Below are 12,081 nucleotides of genomic sequence, written 5' to 3' on the forward strand. Positions count from 1 at the left end.
AATAGCCACATTTAATAAATATGAGGCTGTGGCGCGTAGAAGAGGCCCAGCGGCTTGTCGAAAGCGAGCTTGCGGCAGATCTGGCAGAGGTCTGGGCGAGGTGCCGCGGCGACCTCCGCTGTTTAGAGAAGACGCCCTACGAACCGGCGCTTGTGGGCGTGGGGAGGTGGTGGGCCGGCCCCTTCACCATAGGCAATAGGAAGCTGGGGGAGATGCCGTTTTTCTCTCTGCCGCCGGTGGCGACGTGCCCCGGCCACACGCCCTTCTGCCTAAGGTGGTGCTACGCCATATACGAGGTGGCCAACTGGCGCGCTCACGTGCGGGAGGCCGCCTCTTACCTACTTTCGCAGAGAGACGACTTCGTAGACGTTGTACTGAGCTACTTGGCGAAGATCCCACATCCCGTCGTTAGACTACACGTAAGCGGCGACTTCTACAGCAGGGCCTACCTAGAGAAGTGGGCAGAGGCGGCGGGAAGGCGGCCGGACAAGATCTTCTACACATACACCAAATCCCTAGACTTAATAAGGCGTGTTGAAACGCCGGAGAACTTAGTCATACACATAAGCGCGGATCCGTACAATTACATAAAAGCAGTTGAGACATGGCGCGAGCTTGGGAGGGGCCTCATAACCTATGTATATACGCCGGGAGAGGACGTAGGTCCCATCCGCTACATACTGGAGAACACCGGGGCCGTGCTCCTCCTTTTCTTAAACCATGTCCAACACGCGCCTAGAGACGATCCCCAGAAGATTCGCGCACAGCTTAGAGCCGCCCTCGGCCCGCTGGCCAGGAGGGTGGTCTTCGACCCAGAGGAGTTCTCCAGCGGGCCCCAGTGCGTCCAGTGCGGCGTCTGCTGGCGCACGGCTAAATATTTTAAAGATCCTCCATATCGTAAGACATGGGGTATTGATATGCGGCGCAGTACCAGTTAGAAAGCCGACAGATATATATAGAGCTCTGGACTCCCCTGTTTCCTGCCTCGAGCTAAGGCTCGATTACCTAGAGACCTCACTCGCCGAGACGAAGCCCGCGTTGGAGGAGGCGGTAGCGAGGAGGACAGTCATATTCACCGTCAGGAGGAGGGAGGAGGGGGGCGCTTGGCGGGGCACCGAGGAGGAGAGGGCGGCCCTCTACCTAAAGCTCCTGGAGCTGACGCCCCACTTCATAGACGTGGAGGCCGCCGCGCCGGCGGCTGGGCAGGTGGCGGCCGCCAGGGGGAGGACAAAGCTGATAGCCAGCAGACACGACTTCGGCGGGACCCCCCCGTATGAGACCCTCCTCTCCTGGGCCCGGGAGGCGGCGGCCTTGGGCGACGTGGTGAAGATAGTCACCTACGCCAGAGAGCCCCGGGACGGCCTCGCCGTGCTCTCCCTAATCGGCGCCGTGGAGAAACCGACGGTGGCCTTTGCCATGGGGCCGGCCGGGGCCTACACCAGGCTGGCGGCGGCGGCCCTGGGGAGCCCCATCATGTACGTATCGCTGGGCGAGACGACGGCGCCTGGCCAGATATCCCTAGACGCCTACTACGCCGCGCTCCTAGGCATAGGGGCCGCCCCCGGAGGGGAGGGTCTGCCGGCGCTGAGGGAGGCGCTGGACTGGATAGACGGCGCCCTCATGTACCTCCTCAAGAGGAGGCTGGAGGTGTGCCGCGACATGGGGAAGATAAAGAAGTCCGCCGGCCTCCCCATTTACGACGACGTCAGAGAGGCCCAGGTCTTGAAGAGGGCGGGCGACTTTAAACAGATCTTCGAGCTGGTGGTGCAGATGTGCAAGGCGGTACAACTAGTCGCCTAGCGGCCTCGCCTCGACTTGAGCCCTAGCCGCGTAAACCCCGCCGGGCGCCGCCCGGCCATCCACCAGAACCTCCAGCTTCCCCGGCAGACACAAGCCCCGGCGGAAGACGCCGCTCCACCCAGTCATATTAACCCCATCCCACCCAAACCAACTCCCGTTCACATAGAACCTAAAACGCCTAAACTCCCGAGGCAGATCGACAAGCTTCACAGAGGCCACCACGTCGCCATCTGCCACGTTGCAGAAAGCCACATCCCAAACCACCACGGACCCAGGAGGAGCCCAAACCACAAACCTCTGAGTCCCGTTGAACCCAACCAACACCACGTTGCCCACCCCCACCGCCTCGGGCCCAACGCCGCCGACGCCCGCGCCCCCACCCGCCGCGGCGGGCAAGATCAAGCCGCCCCAGAAGGCCCCCAGGAGGGCCGCCAGGCCTAGTATGATCAACACGGCGCCCCGCCTCCTCTCCTCGACCTCCTCGGCTTGTTGCCTCATCTCCCCGGCCTGCGCCGTCTTTTCTGTCATGTTAGCCCAGCGCTGTTATGTTGTATATTTTGAGGGTGTTTGTGGTTTTGTACCCTATGTACTGCGGCACCGCGGCGTAGGGGCAGCCGTATCTAGCTAGGATGTTTCCGTACTGGTCTCTCACGATTATGTCGCCTAGCCCCGAGAGAGGTCTAAGCTCAACCCACCTAGCCGACGGCAGAGAGCCAAGCGAGACGGCGGAGGAGCCGCATAGGGCTGAGAAGCCGCTACCGCTTATGGAGACGCCGAAAATCGGCGTGAGAGAGGAGTCAAAAACCACGTAGGCCCCAACCCCCGTGAAGTTAGACACATAGGTAAGCCCACCGGCGACGAGCCCCATGTACACAGCCACGCTCCCAGAGGCCAGGAGGTAATTATACGACTGCCAGGCGTAGGCGCCCGAGACACTCCAGCCGGCGGGGAGAGGACACGCGCTGTATTGAAGCTGCAGGTTATCCCAGTACACCCAGACGTCGCCGCTGTATCCTTCGCCGTAGCGGCTGCCGTCTGTGGCGGCTAGAGCTATGGCCACCACCGCGCCTTGGTCGTTTAGGGTGTAGCTCCAGGTGTAGCTACTGCCGCTTGTCATAGCGCCGAGGTTTATTACGACGAAGCGGGGGTCTGTGGCGGCGCAGGCGCCGGTGGTGTCTACTGTACATACGTAGACTGGGTTTCCGGCTGAGTCTTTGAAGAAGGCCGACACTATGGCGCCGGGGCCTCCTCCCGTGTCGCTTCTGTAGAGGATGTACTCCTTATCCACCTGGCCATCTCCGTTGACGTCCACGCCGATGGAGACATACGCCACGTTGTTAGAGACGTCGTTGGCATCCTTCTGGTAGAGCCCCCAGACGGAGACGGTGGTGCCGAGGGCTGGGACTGGCTGAGCCAGCTTGTAGACCGCGACGGCGGCTCCCCAATCCGTCTGGGGGTTGCCGGAGGCGCCGTAGGCATCCACCTCAGTAGCTAGAGAAGGCGCTGGGTTCCCCACGCCGGGGGCTATATACACCTGGGTGTAGTTGTAGCCTCTGGTGTACACGGCGACGTTACCCGGCAGGCTACAGACAGTCCCCGTCCCGCTTATCTTAAAGTCGTCCCACCACACCCAGAAATCGCCGTCGGGGGAGCCAGAGGCGTAGTCAGAGGGGTCAACTACGACGAAGGCCACGGCCACTATGTAGCCGCTGACAGCCAGCGTTCTACTAAAGCTGTAGGTTGAGCCAGACGTCATGGAGCCCATGCGGTAGAAGTAGTAAGTAGTGCCATTCGACACGCCAGCCGCGTATCTTAAACCGCCGGTAGACGACACACTGGCGAGGTAGGCCCCCGGGTTTACAAACACCGAATAGATTGCACCATTTTCGTCTTCGTCAGTTATATCGTAGTAGTAGTATATAAGCTCCACATCTGGTCTCCCATCGCCGTTTGTATCCACCGCTATAGATATGTATGCGACGTTATTTCGAGTATCATCTGTATCCCTCTGGTACTTTAGGCTTACGGCGACTGTGGTGCCGTAGGACTGTATCAAGCCCCACCTCGCCGCCGTGTTGTACACAGCGGCTATTATAGCCGCACCAGTCGACCGTGTGTCCACCTGCGTCTTGAGGCTTGGGGGGGTCGTGGGGCTGTTTGTCGTGTCTATTGAGACGGGGGGTACCGTGACGGTTGTGGGGTCGTAGTTTAGGTATTTGGTGATGTAGGGGGGCAGGGTCGTGTAGCTGAAGCTGTCGCTGTAGGAGAAGGTCTGCGTTGTGCAGTAGTAAAACTGTTCCACATACGTCGTAGTGCCGCATGAGAAGGTCTGGCTGTAGAGCTTAGACATCGGCTCTGCTGTGAAGTTGACCAGCTGGACGGCGGTTATCCCCCCCTGTTTAAACCAGGCGCGGGCTAGGACCGAGTAGCGCTGGGTGGCGAGGGTCTGCCACTGGAGGGGCGTGTTTTGGCTTATGGCCACGGGGGGGCCCGAGTTCTGGCTCTGGGTTATCTGCACCTGGCCGCCTAGGGCTATGGCGTACTGCCCAGTGCCCGACCTCCCCACGGCCTCCAGCCAGCTCTGCCAGCCGGTCTGCCTCGGCGCGAATAGGCCTACGGTGTATAGCTCGGGCCACCCAGGGACAAACCTCATGTAGTAGTACGTCACGTTGTAGAAGCCGGCGTAGCTGTACCAAGCCTTCGCCAGGGGGTAGACCGAGCCGTTTAGCTCCTTGGCGACCGGCGCAAGAGAGGCGTTTACGGCGGTCTGCACCACGTTTAAAAAGGAGAGAACTGCCAAAGCCGCCAAGGCGCCCAGCAGAGCCAGGAGGGCGGCGGCATACCTCATAGCGAGGAAGCCATTAGATCAAGCTTTTCTCTATCCTCGGGCGAGAGGGTCCCCGGATCAACCGAGGATAGGATGACCTCCGCGGCGGCTCTCGGGTTGACGTAGTAGTAGGTGAAGGGTCCGATCCTCACAGACCTAACCCTCCCCTCCCGCTCGAGGACGTAGAGGTGCCACTGCACAGCCCCCCAGCCCCTTCCCGTGGCCTTTGCTATCTGGGAGAGGGTGGCGGCGCCCATCTTCTCCACGACGTTTAGTATCTCCCTCCGCGTCGGGTCCTCTGCGGTGGCCCTCTTCACCCTCGCGGCTATGGCTACCACGGGGGCGGCCAGTAGCTCCCTCCTGTTGCTCGCCAGGTGGCTTAATCCGGCGGCCGCCGCGGCCCCGGCGGCCACGGCCACTATAGGCGCCTCGGGCGCTGGGGGCGGAGGCTGCGGCGGCGGCGTGGGGTACTCGACGGAGAGGCTCCCCCTGAGGGGGGTCGGCTGTAGCGCCGTGTTTACGCAGGCCACAGTCGTGGGCTTGTCTATCTGGAATGTGCCGGTCACGTTGCAGAGCGCTGGGGGCAGATCCGCGTGTATATAGGCGGTGGAGTTAGGCGGCACGTACACTGGGTACATCCAGGCGGCGAGCGGCGCAAGGACGAGGAATACTGTGATGTTCACATCCACAGTACCGTCCCCCAATTTATATTTAACGTTGTTAGGCGATGAAGGGGTCGCCTAGGCCGAGGGCCTTAGCCACCAGCGCCAGCAGTATTATGTATATCCACGCCGCCGCGGCGAAGAGGTACGCGAACCACCTCCTCCTGTACATCCCCCAGTAGGTGTAGGCTATGGAGGTGAGGAGGAGGGCGAGGGCTAGTAGGTATGTAAATCTGGCGTAGAAGAGGGGCCACTGGGCGGCGAGGAGCGTGAAGATGAAGCCGCCTATGAAGGACACGACGGCGCCGGTCCACACGGTGAAGGTGGTGGGCCTGCCGTAGTACATGATGTACACCAGGGGGGCCAGCGCCGCTATGGCGCCCCCCGCCGCCGAGATCAGCATCGTCTCTGCGAAGTTCATACTAAAACAGCCAGAGGCTGTACCTCCCCGTGGCCAGGGCTGCTATATAAAGTGCGAAGAGGTATACATACGGCGCACACGACAGCAATGCTAGCCGCAGATCATGCCTAGTGGGGCGTAGAGCAATGTGGAGCTGTATCATCTGCGCCGCGACTAGAAGCCCCATGCCGATGAGGGCCGAGAGCCTCCAGGCGGAGATGCCGCCGTACGCCACGGTGATCCACACGGCGTATATGTTGGCGGCGGTGGCCAACACTAAGAAGGGCACAAGCACGTCTCTATGTTTGAAAAGCAACTGAGGCACCAGGCCGAAGTGCCTAGCCACCGCACTCTCGGCGTATACCCTGCCGAAGGCCACGGCCATGCCGGCCGCCACGCCGACGAGGAGGGCAACCCAATTCATAGGTCTATGAAAGTCCCCCCAAAAATTTTTTACGGTCTCCACGGCTGCAGAACCTCCCTCTTGACTGACAAAACGCTTGGCCAGCTGCCCCAGCGGCCTGTGGGATCCACCACGACGTAGATGGGGTCCGCCCAGCCAGCCGGCACTCCGCAGGGCGGCTCGCAGATTGTGCGAGGCGGCGCTCTGCTGTAGACCCAGTAGGTCGCGCCGCCTGTGTGTATCGCCCAGACGTCGCCCCTCTTTTCCACAGACCGCGCCCCCTCTGGCCAGAGTAGGGAGATCTCGGTGGTGAGGTATGCGGTTAGGGCGAAGTTGTACCTCAACACGGCGCCCCACATGCCCACCGGCGTGCTGTATGTATAGAGGTAGAGCTTGTACACGCTGGCGGGCGCCACGCTGTAGTTCACAACCCTAAGCCCCGTCTTGAAAACCGCCGTGTTGTTAACCTCCGCTTGGTCGAAGACCGGGCCCGTCGGCGTTGGGAGCACGACCCCCAGCCGCCCGCGCAGGGGAGGCGGCGGCGTCGCGTTTAAGGGCTTGTGGCTGAGGCAGGGGGCGCCGTATATGTAGAGCTTCGCCGGCCCCTCGAGGTGTATAAACGCGCCGTATCTAGCGGCCCCGGCCTCCGACGGTACGTAGACCGGCGGGACAACGTTTGGCACCGCCTCCACATAGCGGAGGATCTCCGTTAGGAGCACCGACTTGTTGTACACAAAGACGCAGCCGGCCACCGGCAGCCTAACCACCGGCCTCTCCCATATGTACAACATACCGTCTTGCCCCACCTGCAGAAACTGCCAGCCGGAGCCGTTTAGCTCCACCACTGCCCTCTCAGAGGCCCCGGGATACCAGTCCACTAGCCTAACCCGGAGGAGCACCGCCTGACGCCATCCAGAGGGGTGTGTGAAGTTGACCCAGCAGTCCCCCTGAAACGCCGGGGGCACAGCCACGTCTACTGGGTAGGCGCCGGGCTGCCCGCCCAGCTTCCCAGCGGCCACAGCGCCGCACGTGGAAAACACCAACACCTTAGTCGGGTAGAAGAGCTTGAGCTCTAGAGCGCCGGGGTAGAGCCACGGCGCGTAGGGAGAGCTGTATAGATACAGGGTCTTGTTCTCCACTGTAACATAGTAGGGGAGGGAGCCCGGCTGGACCTCCCCCAGGGGGCCCGTCCTAAAGGCGTAGTCGCCCCCGGGGGCCGTCAAGGCGATTATGAAGACGAGCGTGGGGAGGAAAAAGAGGAGTGTTCTAGCCGCCGCCTCGCGGCTCATCACTGGGGCACCTTCTCGATGTTTATCTGGTAGGCGGCGAGGGTCTGGTAGTATGGAGCGTTGGCGTCGACGGTGAGGTCAACGCCTAAGATGGCGCACTGGCCTGGCTGCAGAGTTACATAGCCTGTCGAGGGGTCGACAACGGCTTCGTTCACAATCACCGCCTGGTTGTCGGTGGAGTTAGTGGGGCTGACTAACTTAACGGCCATGTACCTAATGTAGACGTTGTTGGGGTAGTAGTCCTGTAACATAGAGACGCTGGCTAACCTGATCTTCACAGGCACGTTGTACCTGTTGCACACCCTCAACGCGTTTGTGATATTTACAATGTCGCCAGGCACACCCGTGACGTACACCCTAGTGATGTTGAGGCCGGTGTTCGGGTCGTAGTACCAGTCGGCCTTTACAAAGGTGCCGTTCATCACATAGGTGTCGTTGCCCACGTACTTAATAACCGGAGGCGCCGTGGTGTTTACATACCAATATGTAACGTTCAGAATAGACACTGTGGCAAACAGCGCCGCTGCGCCCAGCAACACAGCCAACACCACCAGCCTTCTCCCGCTACTCATGACCCCCGAAAACTCCGCCATATTTATTTTTAACGTTGCGACATACAAAAACCCGTCACCTGTAGCGCCCTCCAACCCCGACACCCAATTCGGTTCAATATGATAGCAGAAAAAGGCTTGAGACGGGAAAAAAGGTGGGAGATTTGAAGTGAGCGGTTGGGGAAAAGGGGGGTTTACTGTGGGCTCATTTGTATGTTTACTTGGTATGTGCCGAGTATTGTCTGGCCGTTGGCTAGGTTTAGGGGTATTGCTGGGTCTATTGCGACGTAGGCTCCTATGTCGATGCAGGTACCTGGGTTGATGGTGTAGGGGCCTGCTTGGGTGTATGTGGTTGTGCCTACGAAGCCTACGCCTTTGCCGTCTGGGCCTTTGACTAGGAAGGCCTTTATGTACTGCTCATAGCCGGTGGTGCCCACCTGGCCTACCCACACCAGGTTGGCTACTATGGGGGTGGTGCCGTAGTAGTTGCACACCTTCATGACGGAGGTGTAGTTGGTGGGGTCTCCTGTGAAGCCTATGATGGAGATCCTCGTGATGTTTACGCCGCGTTGGCTGTCGTAGTAGTAGCTGACTTTGACATACTGGCCGCCGGCCACGGCGGTGTCTGTGCCGGGGTACTTCATGGCAGGCGGCTTAGTGGCGTTGATAAGCCAGTAGGTGACGTTGGTAAACGTAACTGTGGCAGCCACAAGCGCAGCTACAGCCAACGCCGCAAGCGTTGCCAGAGGTCTGTAGTTCTTTTTTCTCGCCATGTGCATCACGTACACCGGGGTTTAAATATTCAACGTTGCGCCGTATACTTTAAAGTCTTTGGATAACTCAACATGTGAAAGTGGGGATTGTGGGGGGTGGGGCCATGGGGGTTTGGCTTAGGCGGGAGCTCTCGGCTCTCCACGAGACGCTGGTGTACGACGTGGATAGGTCTAGGTCTGACGTGTCTACGCTTGGGGAGCTGGTTAGGTGGGCCGAGGTCGTCATTGTGGCCGTGCCTTTTTGGGCAGCGAGGGAGGTGCTTAGGGAGATCGCGCCCATGGCCTCCGGTAGGCTGGTTATGGATATCGCCACGTTTAAGAGGGGGGTGGTGGAGACGTACAGCGAGTTTCCGCTGGACGCGAAGGTCGCGTCTGTTCACCCGCTTTTTGGCCCTGGAGCTCCTTCCATAAAGGGGCAGAGGGTTCTCGTCATGGAGGTGCCGGGGAGACAGGGGGCTCTGGAGGCCTTCCGCTTCTGGTCCGAGCTGGGGGCCGTGGTAGAGTGGGGAGATCTCGCAAAACACGACTACTACGTCTCCCGCACCATCGCGCTTAGCTATGCGGTAGGTCTCGCCTTGGCAAGGATCTACGCCGAGACAGGCGAGGAGATCTTCAAATACGGCGGCACCTCCTTTAGATATCTAGCCGCCTACGCCTTCTCCCTCCTGCGCGACCCAAATGCGCCTAGATACGCCGAAGAGGCCCCCCTGGAGGAGTTCATAAAAGCCCTCAGCCGCGGCGACTTGCCAAAGGCCTTGCTGGACCCCGACGCGGCATACAAAGCCTTCTACAAGGCGCTGGAGGCGCTGAAAGACCTCTATGGCTGAGTGGCTAAAACCCTCTTGTCTCTAACTTCGGAAAGAATCTGGGACTCTGATAGGGGCTGGGCGGTGAGAAATAGACAGTTTATATTTTACATAACAGTCTGCGATAGAGATCGGCGGCGAGGGAGTACGCGTGATGTAGTTACGTTAGATGCGACTCTTTGACCCGACGCCAGAGACCCGCTCTTGAGACACGACTTGTATGCGTGCCGTGGCTTCATAAACGTTTTTAACAGGTGCCTATTCTTCTGCAATGTTTCCGCCTGCTTTTGAATATGTGCGAGCTGGCTCCCTCTCCGAGGCCGTAGAAATCCTCTCGCGAAGAGAGGACGCGGCGCCTATCGCGGGGGGCCAGAGCTTGGTCCCTCTGCTTAAGTTGCGTCTTGTGCGGTATGGCCTCCTGGTGGACATCGGGAGAATCTCCGAGCTCCACTACGTCAGATACGGCGATGTGGTTAAGGTGGGGGCTCTCGCGCGGCATTTCGAGTTTGAGGACTCTCCTTGTCCCTTCTTGAGACAAGTCGCATTACGCATAGGCGACCCCCAGGTGAGGTCTCTGGGCACGGTGGGGGGCTCTCTCGCCCACGCCGACCCTCTGGGCGACTGGCCCGCCGCACTTCTGGCGCTTGGCGCGGTGGTCAAGGTAGTGGGGCCCGGCAGCGTTAGAGAGGTCGACATTGATGACTTCATCCGGGGACCCTACTTCACCGCCCTGGAGAGGGGGGAGCTGGTGGCGGGAGTAAGCTTTAGATGTCCCCAAAGGGGGGCGTACGTTAAGTTCTCCAGGCGGCACAACGATTTCGCTCTGGTGGCGACTGCGGTTGTCGCAGAGGTGAAGGAGGGACACATCGTGTGGGCCCGGGTAGCGGCTCTAGGCGCTGGGGATAGGCCAGTGAGGCTTAGGAAGGTGGAGACCCTTCTGGCGGGGTCGCCCCTGAGTAAAGACGTCATCGCGGCGGCGGGAGAGACTGCAGCTAAGGAAGCCGACCCCCCGTCGGACTTCCGCGCCTCTGCGGAATATAGGAGGGCTCTCCTAAGCGTGGCCGTGAGAAGGGCTTTGGAGAGACTATGAGGGTGAGACTGAGGGTAAACGGCATTTGGCATGAAGTAGATGTGGAACCGAGGGCTCTGCTTGTCCACGTCCTTAGAGACCTCGGCTACAAGTCTGTACGCGTGGGGTGTGACACTGCCACTTGCGGCGCGTGCACCGTGTTGATGAACGGGAGACCGGTCAAGAGCTGCAACGTGCTGGCTGTGCAAGCAGATGGAGCAGAGATATACACGGCCGAGTACAGCGACGAGCTCATGGAGAGACTTAGGGAGGCGTTTAAGAGGAAACACGCGGCGCAATGCGGCTTCTGCACCTCCGGCATGCTTCTCACAGCCTATTATCTCGTCAAGAGGGGTGCCAAAACCGCTGAGGAGATAGCGGAGGGCCTCGCGGGGGTGCTCTGTAGATGCACAGGCTACCAAAACATAGTAGAGGCCGTAAAAGAGGTAGCAAACTCCTAAAGCGCTTTGGCTACTGCGTCTTTTAGCGCTGGCCAGTGCCAGGCGTAGCGTTCGCCGACGCCGAGCGCGGGGTCTCTCGGCGGCTTCCCACCTGCGATGGTCTCTCTTGTCTCCAACAGGGCGTTGTGTCTATACAGTAGCTTCTCTAGGCGTAGTAGCTTCCCGCCGTCTGCTCTGTCGACGGCGTGGTGGAGGAAGTCGGGGTCTTTAACCACCTCGGCAAGGAGGTCGCGTACTTTATACCTCGCCGCCTCGTAGACCAGGGGGTAGACGTCGCCGGCCAACCTATCTACGTACCTCTCCACGTCCCAGCCCGCCCTCTTCAAGTCGCCTACACACCTTGGGTTTCCTCCGCATGTCCGCCAGAGCGTCTCGAAATCTATTGGCGGGCTTAGCGCCTCGTAGAGCTCTCTAAACTCCTCCCGCGCCAGATTCCAAACCATGTAGACCTCGGCGTAGCGCTTCGGAGCGATTTCTCTCACCGCCGTGTATTCCGACGTAATGAGGACGACGTTGAGTGTTATGTTTCTAAGTTCTTCGTCTCTCAGAGAGGGGTGTTCCATTAGATCCATGTAGTATTTGACCCAGCCGACTGGGTCGTCTCTGTAGGCTCGGTGGAATTCGTCCACGATGAGGAGTATGTCCTTGGAGGTCTTTTCTACGAAGTATAGGGCGATGTCTACCGCGGTTCTGGCCAAGAACTCGCCTACTTCGCCGGCCGCCGCCTTTGCGAATTTTGAAAGCGCCTCCTTCAGCCACTGCACCGCGTTTGTGAAGAGGGCGTTTTCAGCCCTCTTCGCCCTCGCGTTTATGTAGAGAACCACCACGTCGCCAAAGAGCTCCTCCGCCCTCTCCGCGACCTTCTGCGCCAGCGTCGTCTTACCACAGCCGAGAGGGCCGTAGAGGAGAAAGGGGTAGGTATGTTGCACCCCCATAACCTCCCTAAACCACCCAAGCTCGCGAGCGCGACCGACAAAAATGTCCACATTGGTTTATCTATCTGCGTTTTAATATTTATAACGGGGGCGTTCGGTGGGTGT

The 12,081-nt window shown here is 59.8% G+C and carries 14 protein-coding genes; 5 read left to right on the forward strand and 9 right to left on the reverse strand.

Translation table 11 applies throughout. The annotated features are described in order from the left end of the window. The first annotated feature begins 20 nt into the window (after window positions 1-20). Both ACZ49R_RS11030 and ACZ49R_RS11035 read left to right on the forward strand, forming a co-directional pair. Entirely contained in the window at window positions 21-938 is a 918-nt protein-coding gene (locus tag ACZ49R_RS11030; RefSeq protein ID WP_464733135.1) for a GP88 family protein, read from the forward strand. Further along, a complete protein-coding gene (locus ACZ49R_RS11035) occupies window positions 913-1,800 on the forward strand; it encodes a chorismate mutase (protein WP_464733136.1) in 888 nt (295 codons plus the stop codon). The genes ACZ49R_RS11030 and ACZ49R_RS11035 overlap by 26 nt, the downstream gene beginning before the upstream one ends. Here the strand turns inward: ACZ49R_RS11035 and ACZ49R_RS11040 are convergent. The 8 genes from ACZ49R_RS11040 to ACZ49R_RS11075 form a co-directional block, all read right to left on the reverse strand. Then, complete coding sequence (locus ACZ49R_RS11040) at window positions 1,789-2,328, reverse strand: hypothetical protein (RefSeq protein WP_464733137.1); 540 nt, start codon at window positions 2,326-2,328, stop codon at window positions 1,789-1,791. The two genes, ACZ49R_RS11035 and ACZ49R_RS11040, sit on opposite strands and share 12 nt — an antisense overlap. A 1-nt stretch (window position 2,329) precedes the next feature. Then, the gene (locus tag ACZ49R_RS11045; RefSeq protein WP_464733138.1) at window positions 2,330-4,648 is read right to left on the reverse strand and encodes a hypothetical protein; all 2,319 of its coding nucleotides are present in this window, start codon (window positions 4,646-4,648) and stop codon (window positions 2,330-2,332) included. After that, entirely contained in the window at window positions 4,645-5,310 is a 666-nt protein-coding gene (locus ACZ49R_RS11050) for an ArsR family transcriptional regulator (RefSeq protein ID WP_464734133.1), read from the reverse strand. Before ACZ49R_RS11050 ends, ACZ49R_RS11045 begins: the two co-directional genes overlap by 4 nt. A gap of 37 nt (window positions 5,311-5,347) precedes the next feature. Continuing rightward, entirely contained in the window at window positions 5,348-5,710 is a 363-nt protein-coding gene (locus tag ACZ49R_RS11055; protein WP_012350163.1) for a hypothetical protein, read from the reverse strand. 1 nt (window position 5,711) lies between these two features. Further along, on the reverse strand, window positions 5,712-6,113 hold the full coding sequence (locus ACZ49R_RS11060; RefSeq protein ID WP_464733139.1) for a hypothetical protein: 402 nt from the start codon (window positions 6,111-6,113) through the stop codon (window positions 5,712-5,714). Window positions 6,114-6,142: 29 nt separating this feature from the next. Further along, complete coding sequence (locus ACZ49R_RS11065; protein ID WP_464733140.1) at window positions 6,143-7,381, reverse strand: hypothetical protein; 1,239 nt, start codon at window positions 7,379-7,381, stop codon at window positions 6,143-6,145. After that, a complete protein-coding gene (locus tag ACZ49R_RS11070; protein ID WP_464733141.1) occupies window positions 7,381-7,953 on the reverse strand; it encodes a hypothetical protein in 573 nt (190 codons plus the stop codon). Before ACZ49R_RS11070 ends, ACZ49R_RS11065 begins: the two co-directional genes overlap by 1 nt. A gap of 173 nt (window positions 7,954-8,126) precedes the next feature. After that, entirely contained in the window at window positions 8,127-8,705 is a 579-nt protein-coding gene (locus ACZ49R_RS11075) for a hypothetical protein (RefSeq protein WP_464733142.1), read from the reverse strand. 74 nt (window positions 8,706-8,779) lie between these two features. On the opposite strand from ACZ49R_RS11075, the gene ACZ49R_RS11080 reads away from it, so the two are divergent. From ACZ49R_RS11080 to ACZ49R_RS11090, 3 genes are all read left to right on the forward strand, one after another. Next, on the forward strand, window positions 8,780-9,532 hold the full coding sequence (locus tag ACZ49R_RS11080) for a prephenate dehydrogenase/arogenate dehydrogenase family protein (protein ID WP_464733143.1): 753 nt from the start codon (window positions 8,780-8,782) through the stop codon (window positions 9,530-9,532). A 250-nt stretch (window positions 9,533-9,782) separates the two neighbouring features. Beyond that, complete coding sequence (locus ACZ49R_RS11085; protein ID WP_464733144.1) at window positions 9,783-10,601, forward strand: FAD binding domain-containing protein; 819 nt, start codon at window positions 9,783-9,785, stop codon at window positions 10,599-10,601. Continuing rightward, on the forward strand, window positions 10,598-11,041 hold the full coding sequence (locus ACZ49R_RS11090) for a (2Fe-2S)-binding protein (RefSeq protein WP_011763507.1): 444 nt from the start codon (window positions 10,598-10,600) through the stop codon (window positions 11,039-11,041). Before ACZ49R_RS11085 ends, ACZ49R_RS11090 begins: the two co-directional genes overlap by 4 nt. Here the strand turns inward: ACZ49R_RS11090 and ACZ49R_RS11095 are convergent. Continuing rightward, window positions 11,038-12,027 (reverse strand): ATP-binding protein, encoded by a 990-nt coding sequence (locus ACZ49R_RS11095; RefSeq protein ID WP_464733145.1) that lies wholly within the window; start codon window positions 12,025-12,027, stop codon window positions 11,038-11,040. The genes ACZ49R_RS11090 and ACZ49R_RS11095 overlap by 4 nt on opposite strands. Window positions 12,028-12,081: the final 54 nt, after the last annotated feature.

The sequence above is a fragment of the Pyrobaculum organotrophum genome, assembly GCF_055384425.1.